The 25,170-nt window shown below is 70.4% G+C and carries 23 protein-coding genes; 11 read left to right on the forward strand and 12 right to left on the reverse strand.

The genetic code is table 11. The features are described from left to right. The first annotated feature begins 196 nt into the window (after positions 1 to 196). The 5 genes from xylF (at position 197) to xylA (ending at position 6,154) form a co-directional block, all read left to right on the forward strand. Entirely contained in the window at positions 197 to 1,231 is a 1,035-nt protein-coding gene (xylF, locus tag LR948_RS03765) for a D-xylose ABC transporter substrate-binding protein (RefSeq protein ID WP_232752576.1), read from the forward strand. Between the two features lie 130 nt (positions 1,232 to 1,361). After that, positions 1,362 to 2,663, forward strand: coding sequence for a sugar ABC transporter permease (locus LR948_RS03770; protein ID WP_232752577.1), 1,302 nt, complete (start codon positions 1,362 to 1,364; stop codon positions 2,661 to 2,663). Beyond that, positions 2,660 to 3,415, forward strand: coding sequence for an ATP-binding cassette domain-containing protein (locus tag LR948_RS03775; RefSeq protein ID WP_232752578.1), 756 nt, complete (start codon positions 2,660 to 2,662; stop codon positions 3,413 to 3,415). Before LR948_RS03770 ends, LR948_RS03775 begins: the two co-directional genes overlap by 4 nt. Before the next feature lie 22 nt (positions 3,416 to 3,437). After that, positions 3,438 to 4,865, forward strand: a complete 1,428-nt coding sequence (gene xylB, locus LR948_RS03780; protein WP_232752579.1) for a xylulokinase — start codon at positions 3,438 to 3,440, stop codon at positions 4,863 to 4,865. Next, positions 4,862 to 6,154: a xylose isomerase gene (xylA, locus tag LR948_RS03785; RefSeq protein WP_232752580.1), complete on the forward strand. Its 1,293-nt coding sequence runs from the start codon at positions 4,862 to 4,864 to the stop codon at positions 6,152 to 6,154. The genes xylB and xylA overlap by 4 nt, the downstream gene beginning before the upstream one ends. Positions 6,155 to 6,794: 640 nt before the next feature. On the opposite strand, the gene LR948_RS03790 is transcribed toward xylA, so the two are convergent. The 3 genes from LR948_RS03790 to LR948_RS03800 all read right to left on the reverse strand — a co-directional run bounded on the left by LR948_RS03790 (position 6,795) and on the right by LR948_RS03800 (position 11,115). Continuing rightward, on the reverse strand, positions 6,795 to 7,619 hold the full coding sequence (locus tag LR948_RS03790; protein WP_232752581.1) for a 4-(cytidine 5'-diphospho)-2-C-methyl-D-erythritol kinase: 825 nt from the start codon (positions 7,617 to 7,619) through the stop codon (positions 6,795 to 6,797). Then, on the reverse strand, positions 7,612 to 9,336 hold the full coding sequence (locus LR948_RS03795; RefSeq protein ID WP_232752582.1) for a tetratricopeptide repeat protein: 1,725 nt from the start codon (positions 9,334 to 9,336) through the stop codon (positions 7,612 to 7,614). The genes LR948_RS03790 and LR948_RS03795 overlap by 8 nt, the downstream gene beginning before the upstream one ends. A gap of 126 nt (positions 9,337 to 9,462) precedes the next feature. Next, the gene (locus LR948_RS03800; RefSeq protein WP_232752583.1) at positions 9,463 to 11,115 is read right to left on the reverse strand and encodes an electron transfer flavoprotein-ubiquinone oxidoreductase; all 1,653 of its coding nucleotides are present in this window, start codon (positions 11,113 to 11,115) and stop codon (positions 9,463 to 9,465) included. A gap of 275 nt (positions 11,116 to 11,390) precedes the next feature. Here LR948_RS03800 and greA point away from each other — a divergent pair, with 275 nt between their 5' ends. Further along, positions 11,391 to 11,861 (forward strand): transcription elongation factor GreA, encoded by a 471-nt coding sequence (gene greA, locus LR948_RS03805; RefSeq protein ID WP_232752584.1) that lies wholly within the window; start codon positions 11,391 to 11,393, stop codon positions 11,859 to 11,861. Between the two features lie 22 nt (positions 11,862 to 11,883). Then, positions 11,884 to 12,918 (forward strand): hypothetical protein, encoded by a 1,035-nt coding sequence (locus LR948_RS03810; protein ID WP_232752585.1) that lies wholly within the window; start codon positions 11,884 to 11,886, stop codon positions 12,916 to 12,918. A 320-nt stretch (positions 12,919 to 13,238) separates the two neighbouring features. On the opposite strand, the gene glp is transcribed toward LR948_RS03810, so the two are convergent. From glp to LR948_RS03830, 4 genes are read right to left on the reverse strand one after another with little or no spacing between them, the layout of a single operon-like run. Continuing rightward, positions 13,239 to 15,317, reverse strand: coding sequence for a gephyrin-like molybdotransferase Glp (gene glp, locus LR948_RS03815; protein WP_232752638.1), 2,079 nt, complete (start codon positions 15,315 to 15,317; stop codon positions 13,239 to 13,241). A gap of 20 nt (positions 15,318 to 15,337) precedes the next feature. Then, the gene (mobB, locus tag LR948_RS03820; protein ID WP_232752586.1) at positions 15,338 to 15,829 is read right to left on the reverse strand and encodes a molybdopterin-guanine dinucleotide biosynthesis protein B; all 492 of its coding nucleotides are present in this window, start codon (positions 15,827 to 15,829) and stop codon (positions 15,338 to 15,340) included. After that, positions 15,826 to 16,434: a molybdenum cofactor guanylyltransferase MobA gene (gene mobA / locus LR948_RS03825; protein WP_232752587.1), complete on the reverse strand. Its 609-nt coding sequence runs from the start codon at positions 16,432 to 16,434 to the stop codon at positions 15,826 to 15,828. Before mobA ends, mobB begins: the two co-directional genes overlap by 4 nt. After that, complete coding sequence (locus LR948_RS03830) at positions 16,431 to 17,318, reverse strand: formate dehydrogenase accessory sulfurtransferase FdhD (RefSeq protein WP_232752588.1); 888 nt, start codon at positions 17,316 to 17,318, stop codon at positions 16,431 to 16,433. Before LR948_RS03830 ends, mobA begins: the two co-directional genes overlap by 4 nt. A 59-nt stretch (positions 17,319 to 17,377) precedes the next feature. Between LR948_RS03830 and LR948_RS03835 the strand changes: the two genes are divergently transcribed. Both LR948_RS03835 and LR948_RS03840 read left to right on the forward strand, forming a co-directional pair. Beyond that, positions 17,378 to 18,103 (forward strand): AzlC family ABC transporter permease, encoded by a 726-nt coding sequence (locus LR948_RS03835; protein ID WP_370634859.1) that lies wholly within the window; start codon positions 17,378 to 17,380, stop codon positions 18,101 to 18,103. After that, entirely contained in the window at positions 18,100 to 18,426 is a 327-nt protein-coding gene (locus LR948_RS03840; RefSeq protein ID WP_232752590.1) for an AzlD domain-containing protein, read from the forward strand. Before LR948_RS03835 ends, LR948_RS03840 begins: the two co-directional genes overlap by 4 nt. 189 nt (positions 18,427 to 18,615) lie before the next feature. On the opposite strand, the gene LR948_RS03845 is transcribed toward LR948_RS03840, so the two are convergent. The 4 genes from LR948_RS03845 to LR948_RS03860 form a co-directional block, all read right to left on the reverse strand. Further along, positions 18,616 to 19,242, reverse strand: coding sequence for a hypothetical protein (locus tag LR948_RS03845; RefSeq protein ID WP_232752591.1), 627 nt, complete (start codon positions 19,240 to 19,242; stop codon positions 18,616 to 18,618). Between the two features lie 36 nt (positions 19,243 to 19,278). Beyond that, positions 19,279 to 19,413, reverse strand: a complete 135-nt coding sequence (locus LR948_RS03850) for an aa3-type cytochrome c oxidase subunit IV (protein WP_232752592.1) — start codon at positions 19,411 to 19,413, stop codon at positions 19,279 to 19,281. Between the two features lie 96 nt (positions 19,414 to 19,509). Then, a complete protein-coding gene (locus tag LR948_RS03855; RefSeq protein ID WP_232752593.1) occupies positions 19,510 to 20,553 on the reverse strand; it encodes an MBL fold metallo-hydrolase in 1,044 nt (347 codons plus the stop codon). Further along, on the reverse strand, positions 20,550 to 22,265 hold the full coding sequence (locus LR948_RS03860) for an acyl-CoA dehydrogenase family protein (protein ID WP_232752594.1): 1,716 nt from the start codon (positions 22,263 to 22,265) through the stop codon (positions 20,550 to 20,552). Before LR948_RS03860 ends, LR948_RS03855 begins: the two co-directional genes overlap by 4 nt. Before the next feature lie 147 nt (positions 22,266 to 22,412). Between LR948_RS03860 and LR948_RS03865 the strand changes: the two genes are divergently transcribed. Continuing rightward, on the forward strand, positions 22,413 to 23,348 hold the full coding sequence (locus LR948_RS03865) for an L-threonylcarbamoyladenylate synthase (protein ID WP_232752595.1): 936 nt from the start codon (positions 22,413 to 22,415) through the stop codon (positions 23,346 to 23,348). A 190-nt stretch (positions 23,349 to 23,538) separates the two neighbouring features. On the opposite strand, the gene LR948_RS03870 is transcribed toward LR948_RS03865, so the two are convergent. Then, a complete protein-coding gene (locus LR948_RS03870; RefSeq protein ID WP_232752596.1) occupies positions 23,539 to 24,114 on the reverse strand; it encodes a YqgE/AlgH family protein in 576 nt (191 codons plus the stop codon). Between the two features lie 115 nt (positions 24,115 to 24,229). Between LR948_RS03870 and LR948_RS03875 the strand changes: the two genes are divergently transcribed. After that, positions 24,230 to 25,039 (forward strand): protein-disulfide reductase DsbD domain-containing protein, encoded by an 810-nt coding sequence (locus tag LR948_RS03875; protein WP_232752597.1) that lies wholly within the window; start codon positions 24,230 to 24,232, stop codon positions 25,037 to 25,039. Positions 25,040 to 25,170: the final 131 nt, after the last annotated feature.

Here is a 25,170-nt window from a genome sequence, read left to right on the forward strand (position 1 = left end):
AACCCGCGTGGTCGCTGGACATATTGACCTCTCGCCAGCGGAATGCTGGCCCTCCCAGGGCTGCATTCCGGCACTTTCTGCCCTCTTCTGTCAATTTTATTTTGACAGGTGAAGAAAATATCCGCATCGTCCCGGACCAGGGTCACAAGACTCGCCGTCCGTCCTTAGCGGCAGACGGGATCCAAGGGAGGAACATATGCATAAGGCAATTCTCGCCGCCGTCGTCGCGACGGTCGGCTTCAGCTCCGCGGCGCTTGCCGCGAGCCACGAATCGCTCACCGTCGGGGTGAGCTGGTCGAACTTCCAGGAAGAGCGGTGGAAGACCGACGAGGCGGCGATCAAATCGGCGCTCGACGCGGCCGGCGCCGACTACGTCTCGGCGGACGCGCAGTCCTCCTCGGCCAAGCAGCTCTCGGACGTGGAAAGCCTGATTGCCCAGGGCGTCGACGCGCTGATCATCCTGGCCCAGGACGCCCAGGCCATCGGCCCGGCCATCGACGCGGCCTTCGCCGAGGGCATCCCGGTGGTCGGCTACGACCGCCTGATCGAGGACGACCGCGCCTTCTACCTGACCTTCGACAACGTCGAAGTCGGCCGCATGCAGGCCCGCGCCGTGCTCGAGGCGCAGCCCACCGGCAACTACGTGATGATCAAGGGCTCGCCGACCGACCCCAACGCCGACTTCCTGCGCGGCGGCCAGCAGGAGGTCCTGCAGGAGGCGATCGACGCCGGTGACATCACCATCGTCGACGAGGCCTATACCGACCAGTGGCTTCCGGCCAACGCCCAGCGCAACATGGAGCAGATCCTGACCGCGCAGGACAACAACGTCGACGCGGTCGTGGCCTCCAACGACGGCACCGCCGGCGGCGCCGTGGCGGCGCTGACCGCCCAGGGCATGGAAGGCATCCCGGTCTCGGGCCAGGACGGCGACCACGCGGCGCTGAACCGCATCGCTCAGGGCACGCAGACCGTGTCGGTCTGGAAGGACGCCCGCGACCTCGGCCAGCGCGCCGGTGAGATCGCGCTCGAACTGGCCGGCGGCACCGAGATGTCGGCGATCGAGGGCGCCGAGGAATGGACCTCGCCCGCGGGCACCACGCTCTGGGCCGAGTTCCTCGAGCCGGTGCCGGTGACCGCCGACAACCTGACCGTGGTGGTCGAGGCCGGCTGGATCGACCAGGAGAAGCTCTGCCAGGGCGTCGAGGGCGGCCCCGCCCCCTGCAACTGATCCAAGCCTGAGAAAAGGCCCCCCGCGGACGGCGGTTCCGCGGGGGCGCCACGCCACGCACCGCGCCATTCATCCCGTGCCGGGACCCGCCTGACGTCGCGCCCGGTCCGAGCACAAACGAGCCAATCCCATGACCGATACGACCCAAGCCGCGTCCCCTGGCGCGCCGAAGCGCCGATCTATCTGGAAAAGCCTCGAGATCGACCCGCGCCTGCTGGGCATGATCGGGGCCTTCATCCTCATCGCGCTCATCTTCAACATGCTCACCGGCGGCCGCTTCCTGACGCCGCGCAACATCTTCAACCTGACGATCCAGACGGTCTCGGTGGCGATCATGGCCACGGGCATGGTCTTCATCATCGTCACCCGGCACATCGACCTCTCGGTCGGCGCGCTTCTGGCCACCTGTTCGGCGGTCATGGCGATGATGCAGACCGACTGGCTCCTGGGGCTGGGCTTCGAGCTGGGCCACCCGGCGCTGCCCTGGATCGCCATCGGCGCGGGGCTCGTGGTCGGCACGCTGATCGGCGCCTTCCAGGGCTACCTCGCGGGCTACCAGGGCATCCCGGCCTTCATCGTGACGCTGGGCGGGCTTCTGGTCTGGCGCAACGTCGCCTGGTATCTGACCAACGGCCAGACCATCGGGCCGCTCGACGAGACCTATGTCGCCTTCGGCGGCATCCAGGGCACGCTCGGCACCACCTGGAGCTGGGTCGTCGGCCTGATCGCCGTGGCCGCGGCGCTGCTCGCACTGATGTCGGCGCGGCGCAACAAGGTCGCCCATGGCTTTCACGTCAAACCGCTCTGGGCCGAGGGCGTGGTCGCCGGCCTCATCGCCATCGGCATCCTGGGCTTCGTCTGGATCCTGACCTCCTACGAGATCCCCCAGCGGGTGCTGGAGCGTGACTTCGAGGCCGCGGGCCGGGTCCTGCCGGAAGGCTACACCGCCTCCTACGGGCTGCCCTTCTCGGTCCTGGTGCTGATCGCCGTGGCGGTGGTCATGACCGTGATCGCCACCCGCACCCGGCTCGGGCGCTACATCTTCGCCGCCGGCGGCAACCCCGACGCGGCGGAGCTCTCGGGCATCAACATCCGCTTCCTGACGGTCAAGGTCTTCGCCATCCTCGGCGCGCTCTGCGCGATCTCGGCGGTGGTCGCCTCGGCCCGACTGGCCAACCACACCAACGACATCGGCACGCTCGACGAGCTGCGCGTCATCGCCGCGGCGGTGATCGGCGGCACGGCGCTGTCGGGCGGCATCGGCACGATCTACGGCGCCATCCTCGGCGCGCTGATCATGCAGTCGCTGCAGTCCGGCATGGCGATGATGGGCGTCGATGCGCCCTTCCAGAACATCGTGGTCGGCGGCGTCCTCGTGCTCGCCGTGTGGATCGACATCCAGTACCGCAAATGGACGGGAGAGGGAAAATGACGACTCCCCTGGTCGAACTGAAGAACATCTCGATCGCCTTCGGCGGCATCCAGGCGGTGGACGACGTGTCCATCGACCTGATGCCCGGCGAGGTCGTCGGCCTCCTGGGTCACAACGGCGCCGGCAAGTCGACGCTGATCAAGATCCTCTCGGGCGCCTATCGGATGGATTCCGGCGAGATCCGCATCAACGGCGAGAAGGTCGAGATCAACTCGACCCGCGACGCCCGGCGCCACAACATCGAGACGATCTACCAGACGCTGGCGCTGGCGGACAATCTCGACGCCGCCTCGAACCTCTTTCTGGGGCGCGAGCTGGTGAACGCGCTGGGGCTGGTCGACGACGCCAAGATGGAGGCCGAGACCCGCAAGATCATGGCGCGGCTGAACCCCAACTTCAAAAAGATCACCGAGCCGGTCTCGGCGCTCTCGGGCGGTCAGCGGCAGTCGGTGGCCATCGCGCGGGCGGTCTATTTCAACGCCAAGATCCTGATCATGGACGAGCCCACAGCGGCGCTCGGCGTGCATGAGACGCAGATGGTCGCGGATCTGATCAAGGAGCTGAAGGCCCAGGGCCTCGGCATCTTCCTGATCAGCCACGACACCCGCGAGATGCTCGACCTCTGCGACCGGGTCTCGGTGATGAAGAACGGCCAGCTGGTCGGCACCGAGCGCGTCGAGGACGTCACCGAGGACGACATCCTGTCGATGATCATCCTGGGCAAGAACCCCCGCGACAAGGCGGTGGCCTAAGGCCCCGAACGGAGAGAGCGCCATGTATATCGGGCTCGACCTCGGCACCTCCGGCGTCAAGGCGGTGCTGATCGACGCGGCGCAGGAGATCCGCGCCGAGAAGACCGCGCCGCTCGAGGTGGCGCGGCCCCACCCCGGCTGGTCCGAACAGGCCCCCGAGGACTGGTGCGCCGCGGCCGCCGCCGCCATCGCGGGGCTGGGGGATCTGTCCGCCGTGCGCGCCATCGGGCTTTCGGGCCAGATGCATGGCGCCACGCTTCTGGGCGCCGACGACCGGCCGCTGCGCCCGGCGATCCTCTGGAACGACACCCGCGCGGCCGCCGAGGCCGCCGCGCTCGACGCCGACCCGCGCTTCCGCGCGATCACCGGCAATATCGTCTTTCCCGGCTTCACCGCGCCCAAGCTCGCCTGGGTCAAGGCGCATGAACCCGAGATTTTCGCCGCCTGCCGCCGGGTGCTCCTGCCCAAGGACTACCTGCGGCTCTGGCTGACCGGCGAGGCGGTGGCCGAGATGTCGGATGCCGCCGGCACCTCCTGGCTCGACACCGGCGCGCGGGACTGGTCCGAGCCGCTCCTGGCCGCGACCGACCTCTCGCGCGATCACATGCCCCGGCTGGTGGAGGGCTCCGAGCCCTCGGGCACCCTGCGCCCGGAACTGGCCCAGCTCTGGGGCCTGCCCGAGGGCGTGGTGGTCGCGGGTGGCGGCGGCGACAACGCCGCCTCGGCGATCGGCTGCGGGGTGGTCCGCGCGGGCGAAGCCTTCGTCTCGCTCGGCACCTCGGGGGTGCTGTTTGCCGCCGCCGACGCCTATCAGCCCGCGCCCGAAACCGCGGTGCACAGCTTCTGCCACGCCCTGCCGGACACCTGGCACCAGATGGGGGTGATCCTGGCGGCGACCGATGCGCTCAACTGGTACGCGCGCTCCGCGGGCACCGAGGCGGCGACGCTGACCGGCGCGCTGGGGCCGCTCGAGGCGCCGGGGCGGACGCTCTTCCTGCCTTACCTCGGCGGCGAGCGGACCCCGCACAACGACGCCGAGATCCGCGGCGCCTTCCTGCATCTCGACCATGGCGCCGACCAGGCCGCGCTGACCCGCGCGGTCCTCGCAGGCGTCACCTTCGCGATCCGCGACTGTTTCGACGCGCTGACCGCCACCGGGACGCGGATCGAGCGGCTGATCGCCGTGGGCGGCGGCTCGCGCTCGGACTACTGGCTGAGCGCCCTGGCGACCGCCCTCGACCTGCCGGTCGAACGCCCCGTCGCGGGTGATTTCGGCGGCGCCTTCGGGGCGGCCCGGCTTGCCATGATGGCCGATGGCGCCGGCCCCGAGATCGCCACGCCTCCCGAGACCGAGCGGGTCTTCGCCCCCGAGACACCCCTGACCGGCGCCTTTTCCGAGGCCCAGGCCCGCTACCGCGCGGCCTATACCGCACTCAAAGGACTGACATGACCGATTTCTTCAAGGACATTCCCGAGATCCGCTACGCCGGCCCCGAGGCGACCAGCGACTTCGCCTTCCGCCACTACGACCCCGCGGAGACCCTCGGCGGCAAGACCCTGGCCGAGCACCTGCGCTTCTCGGTCGCCTATTGGCATTCCTTCGCCTGGGAAGGCGGCGACCCCTTCGGCGGGCCGACCTTCGAGCGCCCCTGGTTCGGCGAAGGCATGGATCGCGCCAAGATGAAGGCCGATGCCGCCTTCGAGATGTTCCGCATCCTGGGCCAGCCCTTCTTCTGCTTCCACGACGTCGACGTGCGCCCCGAGGGCGGTAATTTCGCCGAGAGCCTCGCCAACCTCGAGGAGATCACCGACTACTTCGGCCCCAAGATGGAAGAGACCGGCACCCGGCTGCTCTGGGGCACGGCGAACATGTTCAGCCATCGCCGCTGGATGTCCGGTGCCGCGACCAACCCCGACCCCGATGTCTACGCCTATGCCGCCGCCACGGTGAAATCCTGCATGGATGCGACCCACAAGCTGGGCGGGGCGAACTACGTCCTCTGGGGCGGGCGCGAGGGCTACGAGACGCTCCTGAACACCGACCTCAAGCGCGAGCGCGAACAGGCCGGGCGGTTCCTCGCCGCGGTGGTCGACTACAAGAAGAAGATCGGCTTCGAGGGCGCGATCCTGGTCGAGCCCAAGCCGCAGGAGCCCTCGAAGCACCAATACGACTACGACGTCGGCACGGTCTACGGCTTCCTCAAGGAGTTCGGCCTCGAGGGCGAGGTGCAGATGAACATCGAACAGGGCCATGCGATCCTCGCCGGGCACAGCTTCGAGCACGAGCTGGCCATGGCCGGCGCCTTCGGGATCCTCGGCTCCATCGACATGAACCGCAACGACTACCAGTCGGGCTGGGACACCGACCAGTTCCCCAACAACGTGCTCGAGGTGGCCTTGGCCTATTACGAGGTGCTGAAGGCCGGGGGCTTCTCCAGCGGCGGCACCAATTTCGACGCCAAACTGCGGCGCCAGTCGCTCGATCCCGAGGACCTGATCCTGGCCCATGTCGGCGGCATGGACGTCTGCGCCGCGGGCTTCAAGGCGGCCTGGGCGATGCTCGAGGACGGCGGCCTGGAGGAGGCCCGCGCCGCCCGCTACGCGGGCTACGACAGCTCCGACGTGCTGGGCCAGGACCTCGGCACGCTCTTCGACCGGGTGCTTGCCCAGGACATCAACCCCAAGCCCCGCTCGGGCCGGCAGGAGCGGCTGGAGAACCTGGTGAATCGGTTCTTGTGAGAGGGCGGAGCGGGCGGCGGGGCCGCCCGCGCTTGGTGTCTCGTCCGGGGCCTTTCGGCCCCGGCCTCGGGTGTGCCTCCGGCGGGAGGTATTTTTGGCCCGGTCAAGCCTGGTTGGTGGCGCGCCGCGGGTGAGGGGGTGGCGGGGTTTTGGGGTTTTGTTGGGAGGTGGGTGGTGTGTTTGCCGCGGTGGGTTGAGGGAACGTCCCCGAGCGCTCGATAGTGGGACGCACCGCGCTGGTCATCTTTGCGCAGCCTGCGCCCGAATAGCACCGAAGGTGCCGGGCGCGCGCCGGACCGGCCCTATGGGCCGGCGCTTCTTGGGATGGCGTGCCTAGCTCGTAGTTTGTCCTGACCTTGCGTGGATAAAGCGCCTCGCTCGAAGGTCAGCAGCGCCGGCCCCCGGTCCGGTGCGCGCCCTTTGTTGAGATGGTGGGCGAGGCTGGATGTTGCGGTGCAGGGCCAAGCATTCAGAGTGATTGGACGTCGTCGCGGGCTGCGCCCACCAGGCGGCATCGCTGAGCTCAAATCAGATCCTAGGCGGGTGAGGAGGATAAATGGCCTATGCCTTCACCCCCTCGGGCCGCTTCCCGTTCGCGCGCTCACCCTTTACCCCGCTCACGGGTTGCCCCCCTCACCCCCTACGGGTTCAGCGTCACCGCGCGGACCCACCAGCCGGGCCGGACCGCCGCGATCTGCTGGGCGGCGGCCTCGGCGGCGCGAAGATCCGCGTAGAGGCCGAAGCAGGTCGCGCCGGAGCCGGACATGCGCTGGAAGAGCGCGTCCTCGCCGAGCGCGGAGAGCGCCTCGGCAATCGCGGGGGCCTCGGCCTCGGCGGGGGCCGAGAGGTCGTTGCGGGTCTCGGACAGGAAGGCCGCCACTGCGGCGGGATCGGGGGTCGCGGGCCAGATCTCGGCCATCGGCGGGTTCTCGTGGCTCTCGAGCGCCGCGAAGATCGTCGCGGTCGAGACCGACACCCCCGGGTTCACCAGCACCGCAGGCAGCGCCGGCAGGCCCGGCACCCCGCGCACGCCCTCGCCCGCGCCGGAGATCCGCTGCGCCGTCGGCACCAGGCACATCGGCACATCAGCCCCGAGCGCCATGGCCTGGCGTGGCAGCGGCATGCCCCAGAGCTCCGCCAGCGCGCGCAGCGTCGCCGCGGCATCCGAGGAGCCGCCGCCGATGCCCGCCGCACTGGGCAGATGTTTCTCGAGAGTGATCCGCGCGCCCCGCACCGGGTCGAGAAAGCGCGCCGCGCGCAGGACCAGGTTCTCCTCGCCCGGGGGCACGCCCTCGGACATCGGGCCCGTCACCTCGAGCGTCAGTTCATCGGCCTCCTCGACGCGCACCACGTCGCCCAGATCGGCAAAGACCACCAGCGAATCGAGCAGGTGGTAGCCGTCGGGGCGTTGTCCGGTGATGTGCAGCGAGAGGTTGACCTTGGCGGGTGCCTGTTCCTCAACCATCACTCTCCGCGGCCACGCTCAGGGGCGCGGCCCCTTCCTCTTCGAGCACGCGGTCCAGCCCGACCTCGAGCTTGCGCCGGATGCGATCGGGGTCGGCATCCTCGGACACATCCTCGAAGTCGACGAAGGACAGCGCGCGTTTCCACATGAATTCCGCCTCGAGCTCGCGGCCCACCGCCCAATAGGCGTCGCCCAGGTGATCGTTGACCACAGGGTCGATGGGCATCAGCTCGGCGGCGCGTTCCAATTGGCCCACGGCCTCGTCGTAGCGCCCGAGCCGGTAGTAGACCCAGCCCAGGCTGTCGACGATATACCCCGCATCGGGCCGGGCGGCCACCGCCCGTTCGATCATGTCCAGCGCCTCGTCGAGCTTCTCCTGCTGTTCGACCAGCGAATAGCCCAGGTAGTTCAGGACCTGCGGCTGCTCGGGGTTGAGCTCGAGCGCGGCGCGGAAGTCGGCCTCGGCGGCCTCCCAGTTGCCCGAGCGCTCCTGCGCGATGCCGCGGGCGTAATAGAGGAACCACTGCGCCCGGTCGGGCTCGGAATAGCTGTCGAGCGCCCGGCTGTAGGCGGCGATGGCGGCCTCGTAGCGGTCCTGGCGGCGCAGGAAATCGGCCAGGGTGGATTGCACCACCGGCAGCTCGCCATGGGTCTCGGCCAGGCTCTGCAGCGCCTCGAGCGCGGCATCGGTGCGGCCGATCTCGCGCAGGGCCTCGGCGCGGCCGATCTCGGCGGCATGGAAGGCCGGGTCGTCGCGGGGCACGGTGTCATAGGTCTCGGCGGCGGTCTCGAACTGGCCGAGGGCGCGCAGAAGCTCCGCGGCCATCAGCGTGGCGTCGGTGTGATCGGGCGCGAGATGCTGGGCCACGCGGGCGTAGAGCAGCACAAAATCCTCGCTGGCCTCGGCGCTGAGCGCCGAGCCGATGGTGTAGAAGGTCTCGGCCAGCCCGTCCTTGGCGCCGCGGATGCGGTCGAAGGGCACCGGCTCGCCCTCCTCGAGCGCCGCCACCAGCGCGCGCAGCTCGGGGTCGAACTCGGCGCTGAAGGAGCGGTCGATCAGCTCCAGCGCGTCCTCGGCGCGGCCAAGCTGGCTCAGCACCGTGGCGCGGGCGATGATCGCCTGGCGGGTGGCATCGACGCCGCCGCCCATCTCCTGGGAAAAGAGCGCCTCCGCGCCCTCGAAATCCCCGACCGAGGCCAGCGCCAGCGCCTTGTGGTAGCCCGCGAAGGGCGCCAGCCCCTGGGTGTCGGCCACCGCGTCGAAGGCGTTGAGCGCCGAGGACATGTCCCCCTGCCCCAGGAGCGACCAGGCCCGGATCAGCCCGTCGACCAGCGGCCCCGCGCCGCGGTTCTCGTCGATCGCGGCCAGCACCGCGCCGTAGTTCTCGAGGCCCATCTCGCGGGCGAGCACCGCCATCTGGCCGACCTGGGTGCTCTGGTTCTGCGCGATGACCCGCTGGCCAAGGTCCGCCGCCCGCGCGACATTGCCGAGCGAGAGATGCGCCAGCGCCGCGCGTTCGAGGAACTCCGGGCTCTCGCCGTCGTGCATCAGGGTGCGGTCGTAATATTCCGCCGCCGCGGCGAAATCGCCGGTCATCCCGGCGTGGCGCGCGGCCAGGTAGTCGCCGGCGACGCCCTGCGCCCCCGCGGCGCCCGGCAGCGTCATCGCGGCGGCCAGCAGGCCAGCCCGGATCCAGTGGCGGTTAGTGCCCGTCATGCGGCATTCCTTCGGCTCGAACCTCGTTCGGGCGATGGTAAACCCGCGGCTCACCGGCTTGCAATGCAAGGGGCGGCCCGCAGGCCGCCCCATCCGTCACGTTCCCGTATGGCGCCGCTGTGCGGCTCACATGTTGGGGTAGTTCGGCCCGTCGCCGCCCTGCGGCGTGGTCCAGACGATGTTCTGCGCGGGATCCTTGATGTCGCAGGTCTTGCAGTGCACGCAGTTCTGGAAGTTGATCACGAAGCGCGGCTCGCCGCCCTCGTCGGGGGTCACGAACTCGTAGACGCCCGCCGGACAGTAACGCTGCGAGGGCCCGGCATAGAGCTTCCAGTCCACCTCGACCTGCTTCTCGGGCTCCTTGAGCTTGAGATGCGCGGGCTGGCTCTCTTCGTGGTTGGTGGCCGCGAAGGAGACATTGGTCAGCCGGTCGAAGCTCAGCTTGCCGTCCGGTCGCGGGTAGTCGATCTTGGCGTGCTCCGAGGCCTTGCCGGTGGCCGCCGCGTCGCTCTTGCCGTGTTTGATCGTGCCCAGCACCGAGAAACCCAGCGTGTTGGTCCACATGTCGAGCCCACCCAGCGCCAGGCTGGTGGTGAGCCCGTATTTCGACCAGAGCGGCTTGACGTTGCGCACCTTCTTGAGGTCCTGGCCGATGGCGCCCTCGCGGACCTCCTTCTCGTAGTCGGCCAGCTCGTCCGAGGCCCGGCCTGCCTGCAGCGCCTTGTGCGCCGCCTCGGCCGCCGCCTTGCCCGAGAGCATGGCGTTGTGGTTGCCCTTGATGCGCGGCACGTTGACCATGCCCACCGAGCAGCCCAGCAGCGCCACGCCCGGCGCGACCATCTTCGGCATCGACTGATAGCCGCCCTCGGTGATCGCCCGCGCGCCATAGGCGACGCGCTTGCCGCCCTCCAGCAGCTCCGCGACCATCGGGTGATGCTTGAAGCGCTGGAACTCCATGTAGGGGTAGAGATGCGGGTTCTCGTAGTTCAGGTGCACCACGAAGCCCACGTAAACCTGGTTGTTCTCGAGGTGGTAGATGAAGGAGCCGCCGCCGGCGTTCTTGCCGAGCGGCCAGCCCATGGTGTGGGTGACCGAACCCTCGCGGTGCTTCTCGGGGTCGATCTCCCAGATTTCCTTCATGCCGAGACCGAACTTCTGCGGTTCGCTGTCCGCATCGAGCCCGTATTTCGCGATCACCTGCTTGGAGAGCGAACCGCGCACGCCTTCGGACAGGAAGACATATTTGCCGTGCAGCTCCATGCCGGGCTCGTAGCCCTCGCCCTGGCTGCCGTCGGCGTTCAGCCCGAACTCGCCGGCCACGACGCCCTTGACCTCGCCGTTGTCGCCCCAGACCAGTTCCGAGCAGGCCATGCCGGGGAATATCTCGACGCCCAGCGCCTCGGCCTGTTCGGCCATCCAGCGGCAGACGTTGCCCATGGAGACGATGTAGTTGCCGTGGTTGTTCATCAGCGGCGGCATCGGCCAGTTCGGCACCCGGACCTTGCCCTCTTCGCCCAGCAGGTAGAAGTGATCCTCTTTGACCGGCACGTTCAGGGGCGCGCCCTTCTCCTTCCAGTCGGGGATCAGCGCGTCGAGCCCGCACGGGTCGAGCACCGCGCCCGAGAGGATATGCGCCCCCACCTCGGAGCCCTTCTCCAGCACCACGACCTCGAGATCGGCATCGAGCTGCTTGAGCCGGATCGCGGCGGACAGGCCCGCGGGCCCGGCTCCGACGATCACCACGTCGTATTCCATCGCTTCGCGCTGGATATCGGTCATGTCTCTCCCTTCAGGACCGCCCGGCGCGGCCCGCTTCGCTGTCAAACTTGCCCTGAATTAGAGGCTGGGGGCCGGGAGGGTCAATTGTGACACCGCGTCCCGCGGGGCGCCAGCCCGCCCCGCAGCGCCCCTTTGGCGCGCAAACGGGCGCTTGCCCGCCCGCGCAAGTGCCTGTGCGCCCTTGCAATCAGAGGCCCTTCGGGTCAGGTATTTCAGAACCGCTTGCGGCCCCTTCGGCGGCCGCGCCCCGGCAGATCAGACGTTCGGACGACACCATGGACAAGATATTGATGACCCGCGCGGGGTATACCGCGCTCGAACGCGAATTGAAGACGCTGAAGTCCGAGGAACGCCCGGCGATCATCCAGGCCATCGCCGAGGCCCGCGAGCTAGGCGACCTCAAGGAAAACGCGGAATACCATTCCGCGCGCGAGAAGCAGGGATTCATCGAGGGCCGCATCAAGGAACTCGAGAGCATCCTGGGCCTCGCCGAGGTGATCGACCCCAAGACCCTCTCGGGCGCGGTGAAATTCGGCGCCACGGTCAAGGTCGTGGACGAGGACACCGAGGAAGAGAAGGTCTGGCAGATCGTCGGCGAGCACGAGGCCAACATCGAGAAGGGCCTGTTGAACGTGAAATCGCCCATCGCCCGCGCGCTCATCGGCAAGGACGAGGGCGACAGCGTCGAGGTCCGCACCCCGGGCGGGGAAAAGAGCTACGAGATCCTCTCGATCGAGTTTGTCTGAAGGCTGAAAGGGCCGGCGCAGAATGGCCGACGCGAATGAGAGCCGTGGCAAGGGTCTCGGCGGCTTTCCCCCGCGGGACCGCCCCGAGCCCGCGGGCGTCGCGGGTCCGGCGCTTCTGGCGGGGCTCGCCTGGCTGGTGCTGGCCGGCGCGGCGCTGGCCGCGGGCGGCATCGGCACGGGCGAAGGCACGGGGGCCCCGGTGCTGCTCCTGGCGCTCCTGGCGCTGGTCCTGCCGCTCGGGCTCATTTGGGTCGGCGCGCTGACGGTGCGCTCGGGGCGGATCATCCGCGCCGAGGCCGCGCGGCTCGACGCCGCCGTCGAGGCGCTGCGCCGCGCCCACCAGCAGTCCGGCCGCGACGGCGGCGCCGACAGCGGCGCGGCCATCGCCAAGAAGCTCGACGAGATCGCCGCCACCCAGAAGAAGACCGAGACCGCGCTGGCGATGTTCACCTCGACCCGCGCCCGCGAGGGCCTCGGCCGGCGCGCGGGAGGCAGCGGCGGCGCGGGCGCCCCTCAGGGCCCCGAGGGCCCGGACGCCGACCAGCCCGACCTGGCGCTCGGCACGCCCGCCGAGGTTTTCGTGCAAAGCCTGCCCAACGGCGATTTCATCCGCGCGCTGAACTTCCCCGACACCGCCGAGGACGAGGCCGGCTTCGCCGCCCTCCGCCGCGCGCTGAAGCACCGCCCCGCCGCGCAGCTGATCCAGGCCAGCCAAGACGTGCTGACCCTGCTCAGCCAGGACGGCATCTACATGGACGACCTGCGCCCGGACATGGCGCGCCCCGAGCTCTGGCGCCGCTTCGCCCAGGGCGAACGCGGGCGGCCCACGGCGGCGCTCGGCGGTGTGCGCGACCGCGCCTCGCTGGCGCTGACCAGCACGCGGATGAAGGAAGACCCGATCTTCCGCGACGCAGCGCATCACTTCCTGCGGCTTTTCGACAAGGGCCTGGCGCGCTTCGAACCCGAGGCCAGCGACACCGAGATCACCGCCTTCGCCGACACCCGCAGCGCCCGCGCCTTCATGCTCGTCGGCCGCGTCGCCGGCACCTTCGACTGAGCGCCCCGCGCGGCGCGGCCGCCCAGAACGCCGCTGCAACCACCTCCAGCACCAACCCTCGACATCCCGGCGCCGACCACAAGGCAACGCCCAGCAAAAACGCGCCACCCCTCCAGCCGCGCCACCAGCCCCAAAAAATCCCCGCTCACCCCCGAAGCGCCACCGCCGGCCCCAAAGCCCAACCCCCAGCCCTTCAGCTTGGCCAAAATACCTCGGGGGTGAATGCGGGCGCACGCCCGCAGAGGGGGCAGCGCCCCCTACGGGTCCGGGGCGCCGCAGGCGGCCCGGACCCACACTCAAAAAGCCCGAACCGCCAGGACCTACAGCCCGAACTCGGAGAAAGGCAGGAACCGCACCGGATCGCCCTCGCAGATCTCGCGCGCGCCGTCGTCGAGCTCGACCAGCCCCTCCGCCCAGGACAGGCCCGAGACCCTTCCGGAGCCCTCGGAAGGGAAGACCTCGGCGCGGCCGTCGCGGAGGCGCGCGCGCAGGTATTCGCGGCGGCCGGGCTTCTTGCGCTTCGCAAAGCCCGCCGGCACCTCGCGGCCCAGGGGCGCCTGCCAGCCCGCGCCGGCCAGGAGCGACAGCGCCGGGCGCGCGAAGATCAGCGTGCAAACGAAGGCCGCGACCGGGTTGCCGGGCAGGCCGAAGACCGGCAGCCCCTGCCAGAGGCCCAGCGCCAGGGGCCGGCCGGGCTTCAGCGCGATGCGCCATTCGGTCATCGCCCCGGCGGCGCGCAGGAGCGCCGAGACGTGGTCCTCGTCGCCCGCCGAGGCGCCGCCCGAGGTCAGGAGCACATCGGCCTCCTCCCGCGCCCGGTCGAACGCGGCGGAGAGCGCCGCGCGGTCGTCGGGGATGCGGCCAAGATCCAGCGGCGCATGGCCCCAGCGCCGCAGGAGCGAGAGCAACATCGGGCGATTGGCGTCGTAGATCACCCCCGGCCCGGCTTCTGCGCCCGGGTCCACCACCTCGTCCCCGGTCGAGAGCACCGCGACCCGCAGACGGGCGCGGAGGGGCAGGTCGCCATGCCCGGTGGCGGCGGCCAGCGCGAGGTCAGGCGGGCGCAGGACCTGGCCCGCTGCGAGGATGCGGACGCCCGCCTGCATGTCCTCGCCGGCCTTGCGGGTGTTGGCGCCGCGCTTCGGCGGGCCGCGGAAGGCGAGGCCCGCAGCATCGACCGCGCAGTCCTCCTCGAGGACGACCGTGTCGACGCCCGCGGGCAGATCCGCGCCGGTCAGGACGCGGAGCGCGGCGCCCTCGGGCAGCACGCCCTGGAACGGCGCGCCCGCGGCCGCGCGGCCGGGGTGCAGCGGCAGGTGCACGGCGCCCTCCTCGGCGGCGGCCAGGGCCGCGGCATGGGCGAAGCCGTAGCCGTCAACCGCGCTGTTGGGATGCGGCGGGTTGGCCCGGCGGGCCTGCAGGTCCTCGGCGAGGATGCGGCCCTCGGCCTCGAAGAGATCGCCGGTCTCGATCCCGGTGACCGGGCGCAGCCGGTCGCGCAGAAGCGCCAGCGCCTCGTCGACCGGCGTCCAGTCGACGCCCGGCGGCAGGGCGAAGCAATCGTTCTGCAGGGGCGGCGGCTGCAGGCGCGCGGCGCGCTCCAGCGCGGCCTCCTGCCCGGCACCGAGGATCGCGCCTTCCTCGGGGGCGGAGACGGCGAGCATGCCCTCCAGCACCTCCTGCGGCAGCGTGGCGAGCGCCCGTGCCAGAAGCCGCACCTGGTGAGCGTCGCGGATGCCGCCCGCGGTCTCGGCGGCCTTCACCGCGCGGTTGATGAGCCCCGGCCAGATCTCCACGAAGACTGCCGGCGCCTCCGCCAGCGCCTCGGGCTCGAAAGGCCAGACCGCCGCGCCGAAGCGCCGCCGCAGCCGGTTCAGGACCGGCAGCCCGGTCATCACCTGGCCGCCGACCGCGCCCGCGCCGCCCATCTGCCAGGTCGAGAAGACGCCCTTGATCCCCGCCTCGGCGGCGCGATGCTCGGCCATGCCGTGGCCCGCGCGGGTGTCGCGCCGAGGCAGATGCGGCAGATCGGCGTTGCCGCCGTTGAACCAGAAGGGCCCGGTGCCGGGGAAGCGCGCGTTGATCCGGTCGGCCAGCGCAAAGCGGTTGTTGCCGCGCGGGCTATCCTCGAGCGCCGCCTCGAACCAGTCCCAAAGCGCGAAGGGATCGGCCCGCCCGGTCAGCGCCTCGGCGAAGCCCGCCGGGTAGCCGAAGGGGAAATCGAAGCCGATCAGAACCCGCTCGCCCGCGTCGCGCGCCTCTGCGAGCAGCGCCGCGAGGCGCGCCTCGGCCGCTTGCCGGTTGCGCAGGTATTCGGGATCCCCGCCCGCCTCGCAAAGCCAGATCGCGTCCTTGCGCGGGCGCGGGCCGGTGTCGTTGCCGCCCGACCAATCGACCATGACGGTGCGGTCGAAGGGTCTCACAGCCCCACCTCCGCGAGGATGAAATCGGCGATCGCCGCGGTATCGTCGAGCCCGAAGACCGGCCGGTCGAGCGCCGGGGCGCTGTCCGAGGCCACGGCGCGGATCGTCGGGTCCTCGGGGGCGATCAGCGGCTGGCCGGTTTCGGCGCGATGGGCCTCGATCTTGGGGTGGCGGTCGCGCTTGTAGCCCTCGATCAGCACCAGGTCGACCGGCGCGAGCCGGGTCAGAAGCGCCTCCAGCGTCGGCTCTTCGGCGCCGCGCAGCTCGGTCATCAGCGCCACGCGGTTGCGCGAGGACAAGAGCACCTCGCGGGCGCCGGCCTCGCGATGGCGGTGGCTGTCGCGGCCCTTCTGGTCGACGTCGAAGCTGTGATGGGCGTGTTTCACCGTGGAGACCGAGAAGCCCCGCGCGCTGATCTCCGAGACCAGCCGCTCCATCAGCCCGGTCTTGCCGGAGTTCTTCCAGCCGGTGACGCCGTAGATCCTCATGGCGCCAGCGCCTCGGCCCGGGCGAGATCCTCGGGCGTGTTGACGTTGAAGAAGGGATCGCCCGGGTCCTCGAAGAGCGCCTCGCGCCCGCCGTGGGCCTCGGTCCAGAGCACCACCTTGCGGGTGCCCGCCATGAGCGCCGCGCGCAGATCCTCGCGAAGCGCCACGGGCCAGAGCCCGAAGGTCGGATGCCGCACGCGCCCGCGCTTGGGGTCAGGCGTGGCCGCCAGAACCAGCGGATGCGCCATGCCGCGGGCCTCGGCCTGAAGCCGCGCCACCAGGTCGCGGGGGAAAAACGGCGTGTCGGCGGCGACACTCACCAGCGTCTCGGCCCCCGCCTCGGCGGCCCAGTCGAGCCCGGCCAGCACACCCGCGAGCGGCCCGGGGAAGTCCGGCAGGCTGTCGGGCAGGACCGGCAGGCCGAGGTCGGCAAAGCGCGCCGGGTCGCCGTTGGCGTTCAGCGCCAGGCCCGCGACCTGGGGGGCAAGCCGGTCGGTGACATGGGCAAACAGCGAGGCGCCGCGCAGCGCCAGCCGCCCCTTGTCGCCGCCGCCCATGCGGGTTGCCTTGCCGCCGGCGAGGATGACACCGAGCGGCGCGCTCACGCGCCGGCCCCCTTGCGGCGGGACTTGCGGTCCTCCTCGGGCACGCTCTCGGGGTCGATGTCGCGCAAAAGCCGCGCGTCGCCCGCGAGGCAGGTGAAGCGCTTGCCGCGCATCCGCCCGATGCAGGTCAGCCCGACCTGGCGGGCGATCTCCACGCCCCAGGCGGTGAAGCCCGAGCGCGAGGCAAGGACCGGGATGCCCATGAGCGCGGTCTTGATCACCATCTCCGAGGTCAGCCGCCCGGTGGTATAGAGGATCTTGTCGCCCGGCGGCACATCCTCAAGGAACATCCAGCCGGCGATCTTGTCGACGGCGTTGTGGCGGCCGACGTCCTCCATGTAGACCAGCGGCCGGTCGCCCTGGCAGAGCACCGTGCCGTGGATCGCCCCGGCCTCGAGGTAAAGCGAGGGCGTCGTGTTGATCTTCCGGGCGAGTGTGTAAAGCCAGGAGGCGCGGACCTCGGTTTGCGGCAGCTCCAGCCCCTCGAGCCCCTCCATCATGTCGCCGAAGACGGTGCCCACCGCGCAGCCCGAGGTGCGGGTCTTCTTGCGCAGCTTCTCCTCGTAGCTCGTCTGCAAGGCGGTGCGCACCACCACGGTCTCGAGCTCCTCGTCGAAGTCGATGGCGGTCACCCGCTCGCCGTCGCCGAGCATCCCCTGGTTGCGCAGGAAGCCCACCGCGAGGTAGCGCGGATGGTCGCCGATGGTCATGGCGGTGACGATCTCCTGGCCGTTGAGATAGATCGTCAGGGGGCGCTCTTCGACGACCGGGATCTCGACCTCGGCGCCGGTCTGGTCGCGGCCGGTGACGCGGCGGGTCAGGCCCGGCCCCTGGGGCGCGGGGGCGATCAGGTAATCGCCGGGTTCGTCGGCATTGTCAGGCATTTGCACATTCCCTGCCACGGGGCTAAGCCTTCGCGCAAGCAAAGGTCGGGGCAGAAGTCATGGCGGGTTCGGACGTAATGTCAAGTTATCGGCGCGGCGTGAAGGACGGGCTGCCCTTCCTCCTGGTGATCGTGCCCTTCGGCATGCTGTTCGGCGTGCTGGCGACCGAGGCGGGGCTCTCGGTCTTCGAGGCGCTGTCCTTCTCGGTGGTGGTGATCGCGGGGGCCTCGCAGTTCGCCGCGCTGCAACTTCTGCAGGACCAGGCGCCGGTGCTGATCATCCTGGCCTCGGCCCTGGCGATCAACCTGCGGATGGCGATGTATTCCGCCGCCATGACCCCCTATATCGGCAAGCTGCCGTTCTGGAAGCGCGCGGTGGCGGCCTATTTCCTGGTCGACCAGGTCTATGCCTGCGCCGCGCTCGACTACGAGCGCCACCCGGCGGAAAGCGCCGCCCAGCGCTTCGGCTACTTCCTGGGCGTGGCGACGCCGATCTGCCCGGTCTGGTATCTCGCGACGATTCTGGGCGCGCTTGTCGGCGGGGCGATCTCGACGGGCTACGGGCTCGACTTCGCGCTGCCCATCGCCTTCCTGGCGATGATCGGGCCGATGCTGCGCACGCCCGCCCACGTGGTAGCGGCCCTGGCGGCGGTGACCGGCTCGCTGGTCTTCGCCTGGCTGCCCTTCAACCTCGGCCTGATCGTCGGCGGGATCATCGGCATGGTCGCGGGCGCCGAGACCGAGCGCCGGCTCGAGGCGCGGAGCGCGGAAGGAACGCGGACATGATCGACACCGGCACCCTCTGGATCGTCATCGTCGGGCTGGGGCTCGGCAGTTTCGGGATGCGGTTCCTGTTCCTCGGCCTCGTGGGCGACCGTGAGATGCCGCCCTGGGTGCTGCGCCACCTGCGCTACACCGCCGTGGCGGTGCTGCCGGCGCTGATCGCGCCTCTGGTGATCTGGCCGCGCGGCACCGGCGGCGAGTTCGAGCCGGTGCGCTTCGTGGCGGCGCTCGTCACCTTCGCGGTGGGTTATTGGTCGAAGAACGTGCCCGCCGCCATGCTGACCGGCGCAGCGGTGCTGGGGCTGGGGCTCGGGTTCCTGGGCTGAGGCTCGGGGGCCGGTCGGTCCTGCCGTTGCGCTGAGGCGCCGGGTCTTGGGCTGAGGTCAGAGGGGCGCGGTGCGAAGGTCAGGCCCTGCCACGCGCTTTTCTAAGCTGCAGTTCCGGGAGCATGCGGGGACCAACGACCCTGCCTGAGACGGCCCGCGCGCCAAATTCCCTTCCCCGCTCAGATGCCCTCAGGCGCCGCCGGACTTCCGGAAGGCTTCGACGGCCTCGGTCTTGTCGTCGGCGTCACTCTCGTAGACCGCCCGGGTCTCGACGCCGGGCACCGCGCCGAACTGTTCGGCCAGCCGCTTGGGGAAGAGCACCGGAGAGATGCTCTCGAAGCCCGGCAGCTGGCGCAGGATGCCCGCGGTCTCGCTGGTGCAGAACATCGGTCCGACCGCGCCATTGGCCATGGCGAGCCGCAGCGCCCGTTCGGCGACCTCGGGGCTCACCTCAACGCGCTGCACCACGACGTGATAGGTCTCGCGGGCATGGGCGCTTTCGTAGAAGCGCGCCACCTCGGGCGTGATGCCGTAGAGCACGTCGCCCTTCTCGGGGATCTGGGGGTGTTTCACCGAGCCCGCGGGATCGAAGATCACCCGCTGCGAGCCGTTGATCATCAGGCTCGTATGGGCCCCGGCGCCGGAGTTGTTCGACACCATGGTGTAGAGCGTCAGCGCCGGCGGCCCGTCATGGCGATAGGCCGCGCGGGTGATTTCCTCGGGAGAGGCGGCGTTGCTCTGCGGCTCGGCGCAGGCGGCCAGCGCCAGGGCCGCAAGGACCGGCAGCGCCGGCAGGCGCGGGAATCTCTTCCGCATGAACCGTCCCCTCCCTCGCGCTTTGCGCGGCGCCGATCAGGCGTTGAACATCGCCAGCAGAACCACCGCCACGAGGATCACGACCACCGTGCGGATGGTGAAGGTGACAAACCCCGCGAAGGTCTTCTCGTGGTCCTTGATGTCCATCTCGCCGTGCTTGTGTTCGGCCATGGCTGGTATCCTTCCAAACTGCGTGTCGGCCCGCGATCTAGCGGATTCGAGCGGGGCTGTCACGCCGCCACGGGCGCGCGAATGGCCGCATCCGCCCTATATGGCGCGAAAGCGCCACGCCTCGGCGGCGTCGAGGTGACGCTCGGCCCGGCCGTGGTGCCAGAGGTGCAGGCAATGGGCCATGGCCTCGACCATGGCGAGCCCGTATTCGCCGTCCGAGATGCGGCGCATGAAGAGCGGCGGGAAACATTCCGCGGCGCTGCGCGGCTCTTCGGCCAGGAAGGCCTCGAGCCGCCCCAGCGCGCCGTGGTGGTTGTCGACCAGCTGGCGCAGCCGCGTCGGTATGCCCCGGAAGGGCCGCTTGTGCCCGCCAAGGGCCAGTTGCTCGGGTGTGGCATGCTCGCTGAGCCGGGTGCAGGCCTCGATCCAGTCGGCGACCGGGTCGGCCTCGGGCTCGGTGGCATAGACCCCGATGTTGGAGCTGATCGAGGGCAGGATCTGGTCGCCCGCCAGCACCAGCTCGCCGTCCTCGGACCAGAAGGTCGCATGTTCCGGCGCATGGCCGTTGCCGATCCGCACGGTCCAGTCGCGGCCGCCGATGACCATGCGGTCGCCCTCCTTGATCCGGCTGTAGCCCAGCGGGATCGGATGCACGATGTCGGCGAAATTGAAGGGCCGGCTGGCGGCGCGCTCGTCGTAGATCCGCCGTTCCATGCCGCAGCGCCGCCAGAAGCGCAGGGTCTCTTCGGTCGGGCGGGCCTGTTCGTCGAGCGTCAGCATCCGCGCCATGAGCATGGCGGTGCGGGTGGTGACGATCTCGGCGCCGTGCTGCTCCTTGAACCAGCCGGCCATGCCGACGTGGTCGGGATGGTGATGGGTCAGGATCACCCGCCCCACCGGCTTGCCCTTGAGCGGCCCGGCCAGAAGCGCCTCCCAGATCGCCACGGCGCGGCGGCTGTGCACCCCGGTGTCGACCACGGTCCAGCTGTCGCCGTCGTCCAGCGCGTAGACATTGACGTGATCGAGCGCCATGGGCAGCGGCAGCCGCAGCCACAGCACGCCCTCGGCCACCTCGATGGCCTCACCCTCGGCGGGCGGCTCCTCCCAAGGATACCTTATGCCGCGCGCCGCCACGTTCATGCCGCGAGGTCGTCCGGCGTGATCGCATAGAGGTCCTCGGCCCCGCCGCGCGCATGGGCCAGGAGCCCCGCGTGTTCCGGCAGGAGCCGGGTGATGTAGAAGCGCGCCAGCCGCGCCCGGGGTCCCTCGGGATCGGCCTTAGCCGCGCGCAGGTGGTAATAGCCGCCGAGCACCCGGGCGAAGCCCATGAGGAAAGGCATGGAGCCCGCGAAGCGCGCGTTCATGTCCTTCTCGGCGACCAGCCATTCGACCGTCTCGCGCAGGGTCTCGGTGGCCTGCCAGACCGGCTCGGCGAGGTCCGGCATCTCGCTGCGGGCGGTCTCGGCGAAGCCTTCGATCTCGTCCAGAAGCAGGAAGGCCGCCTCGCCGCCGTCCATCATCTTGCGGCCAACGAGGTCCATGGCCTGGATGCCATTGGTGCCCTCGTAGATCGCGGTCACCCGGACGTCGCGCAAGAACTGCGCCGCGCCGGTCTCCTCGACGAAGCCCATGCCGCCGTGGACCTGCACGCCCTCGTTGGCGACGCGGATGCCGGTCTCGGTGCCAAAGGCCTTGGCGATGGGCGTCAGGAGCGCGGCGCGCGCCTCCCATTCGGCCTCGCCGCCGGCGCGGGCCATGTCGATCGCCACGCCGCAAGCGAGCGCGATGGCGCGGGCAGCGAAGACATCGGCCTTCATCGAGGCCAGCATCCGGCGCACATCGGCATGATCGACGATGCTGCCGGTGGCGTCGGGCAGATGCGATTTGCCCTGGGTGCGGTCCTGGGCATAGGCCAGCGCGTGCTGATAGGCGCCGTCGGCGATGCCGACACCCTGGGCGCCGACGCCGAGCCGGGCGTTGTTCATCATGGTGAACATCGCCTTGATGCCGCCGTTGGGCTCGCCCACGAGCCAGCCCTGGGCGCCGTCGTATTCCATCACCGCGGTCGGCGAGCCGTGCAGGCCCAGCTTTTCCTCGAGCGAGACGACCCGCAGGCTGTTCGCGGGGCCGAGGTTGCCCTCGGCGTCGGGGATGTATTTCGGCACCATGAAGAGGCTCAGACCCTTGGTCCCGGGGGCGGCGTCGGGCAGCCGCGCCAGCACCAGGTGGCAGACGTTCTCGGCCACGTCGTGATCGCCCCAGGAGATGTAGATCTTCTGGCCGCTGACCGCGTAGGAGCCGTCGCCGTTGGGCTCGGCCTTGGCCCGCGCCGCGCCGACGTCCGAGCCCGCCTGCGGTTCGGTCAGGTTCATCGTGCCGGTCCATTCGCCCGAGATGAGCTTCGGCAGGTAGAGCGCGTTCAGCTCCTCCGAGCCCCAGGCCTCGAGCGCGTCGATCTGGCCCTGGCTCAGGAGCGGGCAGAGCTGCAGCGAGAGATTCGCCGCCGACAGCATGTCGTTGACCGCGGTGGCCATGGCCTGCGGCAGGCCCATGCCGCCGTGCTCCTGGCCCGCGGCGATGGCGACCCAGCCGCCCTCGGCCAGCGCCTGGTAGGCCTCCTTGAAGCCCTTGGAGGTGCGCACCACGCCGTTCTCCAGCCGCGCGCCGTCGGTGTCGCCGTTGCGGCGGGTGGGGGCGATGACCTCTTCGCTGAGCTTGCCGGCCTCGGTCAGGATCGCCTCGACCACGTCGGGGGTGGCATCGGCATATCGATCCTTCTCGGTCACGCGGGCCAGGTCGACCACGTGGTCGAACAGGAACCGGAAATCCGCAACGGGCGCCGCATAAGGCATGACACATCTCCTCGGCGTCTTGGCAAGGGCGGCGGCTTCCACTAGGGAGGCGACCCAAGCCAGAGCATGGTTCTACTTGGCAAAACCTGTATTGCAAGGGTGCGACCCGGCAACAGAAACGCCGCGTCACGGGGTCGGGGGCCCAGGATGACCGAACGTCTGACCTTGGCAGAGGCCGACATCACGCGCGCCACGGAGATCTGGCGCCGCGGCGGACTCGTCGCCTTTCCGACCGAGACCGTCTACGGGCTCGGCGCAGATGCCTCCTCGGATGCCGCGGTCGCGGGGATCTTCGCGGCCAAGGACCGGCCGGATTTCAACCCGCTGATCACCCATGTCGCGAGCCTCGACCAGGCCAAGGCGCTGGCGGTCTGGTCCGAGGCCGCCGAGGCGCTGGCCGCCGCCTATTGGCCCGGGCCGCTGACCCTGGTGCTGCCTCTGCGGGACGGCGCGCCCCTGTCGAAGCTGGTGACGGCGGGGCTGGGCTCGGTCGGCATCCGCATGCCCGCGCATCCGGTCGCCCGGCAGCTCCTCTCGGCCTTCGGCGGCGGGGTGGCGGCGCCCTCGGCCAATCGCTCCGGGCGGATCAGCCCGACCCGGCCCGAACATGTGCTCGACACGCTCGACGGGCGGATCGACGCGGTGGTGGCCGGCGGGCCCGCCGAGGTGGGGCTCGAATCGACGATCCTGGGGCTGACCGGCAAGCCGACGCTCCTGCGGCCCGGCGGGATCACCGCCGAGGCCCTGGCCGAGACGCTGGGCGCGCGGGTCTTCACCCGGCGCGACACCGAGGCGATCTCGGCCCCCGGGCAGACGCCCTCGCATTACGCGCCGCGCGCCGAAATGCGGCTCAACGCGGCGGAATGGCAGGAGGGCGAGGCGCGGCTGGGCTTCGGCGAGATGCCCTGCGATCTGAACCTCTCGGAGCGCGAGGATCTGACCGAAGCGGCGGCCAATCTCTTCGCGCATCTGCACGCGCTCGACCGCATGGGGCGCTCGGTCATCGCCGTCGCCCCGGTGCCGCACCGCGGGCTGGGGATCGCGATCAACGACCGGCTGAGCCGCGCCGCCGCGCCGCGGTAGGTGGGGGTTTGGCGTAACGTGTGAGGGGGCCAGCGCGGCCCGGCGTTTTGGTTAACGCGAGTTTCACTGGGCAGCGTGAGGGCGTGCTGAAACGGCGCTCAACCCGCCAAAATTCAGGCCGCGCGACTCACAAGTAACGATTTCGAATCAACATCTTAGGCCCACCACTCTCACGCGCAGGCCCAGCCCTTCAGGCCTGCCCGCCCTCGGCCGAGAGCATCAGCGAGGACACCCCCAGCGACGCCAGCGCCGCCTCCCAGGTGGCGGCGGCATCCGGCCCGAAGACCAGCGCGTCCGAGGAATCGCAGACCAGCCAGCCGTTGGCCTGCAGCTCGGCCTCGAGCTGCCCCGGCCCCCAGCCCGCGTAGCCCAGGCACATCCGCCGCCGCGCCGGGCCGCGCCCCGCGCCGATCTCCTCGAGGATGTCGAGCGTCGCGGTCATCGCCAGCCCTTCGGTCACGTCGAGCGAGGTCACATCCGACTGGAAGTCGCTGCTGTGCAGCACGAAGCCGCGCCCGGTCTCCACAGGGCCGCCGAAGAAGACCGGCTCCATGCCCAGGCCCTCGACCATGTCGATCTCGAGCTGTTCGAGCAGGGTCGCCAGCTCGATCCCCGGCGCGGGCTTGTTCACGATCAGCCCCATGGCGCCGTCCTCGGAATGCGCGCAGATGAAGACCACCGCGCGGTCGAAGCGATGGTCCTCCATCCCGGGCATGGCGATCAGCATGCGGCCGGTCAGATCGGTTTCCGGGTCGGTGGATAACATGTCCTGTCCTTGCATGACCTTCTCAGCATGGCGGCGGGCGCGCGGGGGCGCAAGGTCGCGGCTTGTCTCCGAGACGTGACTTTTCATTTCACCCCCAACGCGGCAGATCGGTGCGATGATCCGTGCCAGTCTTTTCGCCGCCGCCGCGGCGCTCGCCCTCACCGTCACCCCCGCGCCTGCCCCGGCCGAAGAGCTCGACGCCGTGGTCGCGGCCGAGCTGCGCCCGGGATGGCGGCGCGCCGACGGCACCCATATCGCCGCGCTGCACCTGAAGCTGGCGCCCGGCTGGAAGACCTATTGGCGCGCCCCGGGCGACGCCGGCATCCCGCCCGAGTTCGGCTGGCGCGGGTCCGACAACCTCGGCGGCGTCTCGGTGATCTGGCCCCGGCCCGAGGTCTTCGACCAGGCCGGGATGCGCAGCATCGGCTACGAGACGGAGCTGGTCCTGCCGTTGGCCGTGCGGCCCGCGGGGCCCGGCGACGTGCGGCTGGCGGGCGACATGCAGCTGGGGGTCTGCAAGGACATCTGCATGCCGCACGAGCTGCGCTTCTCAGGGCTCCTGCCCGCGGGCCAGGGCGCGCGCGACCCGGCGATCGTGGCGGCGCTGGCCGACCGGCCCTTTTCCGCCGAGGAGGTGGGGGTCGCGGGGGTGAGCTGCTCCATCGCCCCGCGCGAGGGCGACGGGCTGCGGCTCGAGGCGCGAATCGAGATGCCGCCGGCGGGCCGCGAGGAAGAGACCGTGGTGGAGACCGGCAATCCCTACCTCTGGGTCGCCGAACCCGCGACCCGGCGCGAGGGCGGCACTTTGATCGCCGCGACCGAGATCCGCCACATGGAGCAGAAGCCCTTCGCGCTCGACCGTTCGGCGCTGACCTTCACCGTGCTCGGCCAGAGCCACGCGGTGGAGATCGCGGGCTGCGGGTAAGGCGCGCGGCGCCTCGGGGGCGGTTGAAGTGGCCTGTTTTAGGGACGTTTTTCCCCACGCCTCGTAGCAGTGCGAGGCCTATGGGCCTTTGAGTGGCCCCTTCCTGTCTCAGCCTTCGCTCTACCCCCCTG

This window comes from Roseivivax sp. GX 12232 (assembly GCF_021272185.1).
Taxonomy (GTDB): domain Bacteria; phylum Pseudomonadota; class Alphaproteobacteria; order Rhodobacterales; family Rhodobacteraceae; genus Roseivivax.

Excerpts from the sequence above, each read along its gene's own strand:
- LR948_RS03875 (WP_232752597.1), top strand. The coding sequence starts at position 24,230 with ATGATCCGTGCCAGTCTTTTCGCCGCCGCCGCGGCGCTCGCCCTCACC.
- LR948_RS03845 (WP_232752591.1), bottom strand. The coding sequence starts at position 19,242 with ATGCGGAAGAGATTCCCGCGCCTGCCGGCGCTGCCGGTCCTTGCGGCC.
- LR948_RS03870 (WP_232752596.1), bottom strand. The coding sequence starts at position 24,114 with ATGTTATCCACCGACCCGGAAACCGATCTGACCGGCCGCATGCTGATC.
- LR948_RS03790 (WP_232752581.1), bottom strand. The coding sequence starts at position 7,619 with ATGGTTGAGGAACAGGCACCCGCCAAGGTCAACCTCTCGCTGCACATC.
- LR948_RS03830 (WP_232752588.1), bottom strand. The coding sequence starts at position 17,318 with ATGCCTGACAATGCCGACGAACCCGGCGATTACCTGATCGCCCCCGCG.
- LR948_RS03810 (WP_232752585.1), top strand. The coding sequence starts at position 11,884 with ATGGCCGACGCGAATGAGAGCCGTGGCAAGGGTCTCGGCGGCTTTCCC.
- xylB (WP_232752579.1), top strand. The coding sequence starts at position 3,438 with ATGTATATCGGGCTCGACCTCGGCACCTCCGGCGTCAAGGCGGTGCTG.
- LR948_RS03865 (WP_232752595.1), top strand. The coding sequence starts at position 22,413 with ATGACCGAACGTCTGACCTTGGCAGAGGCCGACATCACGCGCGCCACG.
- LR948_RS03860 (WP_232752594.1), bottom strand. The coding sequence starts at position 22,265 with ATGCCTTATGCGGCGCCCGTTGCGGATTTCCGGTTCCTGTTCGACCAC.
- LR948_RS03855 (WP_232752593.1), bottom strand. The coding sequence starts at position 20,553 with ATGAACGTGGCGGCGCGCGGCATAAGGTATCCTTGGGAGGAGCCGCCC.
- LR948_RS03835 (WP_370634859.1), top strand. The coding sequence starts at position 17,378 with ATGGCGGGTTCGGACGTAATGTCAAGTTATCGGCGCGGCGTGAAGGAC.
- LR948_RS03840 (WP_232752590.1), top strand. The coding sequence starts at position 18,100 with ATGATCGACACCGGCACCCTCTGGATCGTCATCGTCGGGCTGGGGCTC.
- xylA (WP_232752580.1), top strand. The coding sequence starts at position 4,862 with ATGACCGATTTCTTCAAGGACATTCCCGAGATCCGCTACGCCGGCCCC.
- greA (WP_232752584.1), top strand. The coding sequence starts at position 11,391 with ATGGACAAGATATTGATGACCCGCGCGGGGTATACCGCGCTCGAACGC.
- LR948_RS03850 (WP_232752592.1), bottom strand. The coding sequence starts at position 19,413 with ATGGCCGAACACAAGCACGGCGAGATGGACATCAAGGACCACGAGAAG.
- LR948_RS03775 (WP_232752578.1), top strand. The coding sequence starts at position 2,660 with ATGACGACTCCCCTGGTCGAACTGAAGAACATCTCGATCGCCTTCGGC.
- mobB (WP_232752586.1), bottom strand. The coding sequence starts at position 15,829 with ATGAGGATCTACGGCGTCACCGGCTGGAAGAACTCCGGCAAGACCGGG.
- xylF (WP_232752576.1), top strand. The coding sequence starts at position 197 with ATGCATAAGGCAATTCTCGCCGCCGTCGTCGCGACGGTCGGCTTCAGC.
- LR948_RS03800 (WP_232752583.1), bottom strand. The coding sequence starts at position 11,115 with ATGACCGATATCCAGCGCGAAGCGATGGAATACGACGTGGTGATCGTC.
- LR948_RS03795 (WP_232752582.1), bottom strand. The coding sequence starts at position 9,336 with ATGACGGGCACTAACCGCCACTGGATCCGGGCTGGCCTGCTGGCCGCC.
- LR948_RS03770 (WP_232752577.1), top strand. The coding sequence starts at position 1,362 with ATGACCGATACGACCCAAGCCGCGTCCCCTGGCGCGCCGAAGCGCCGA.
- glp (WP_232752638.1), bottom strand. The coding sequence starts at position 15,317 with ATGGTCGATTGGTCGGGCGGCAACGACACCGGCCCGCGCCCGCGCAAG.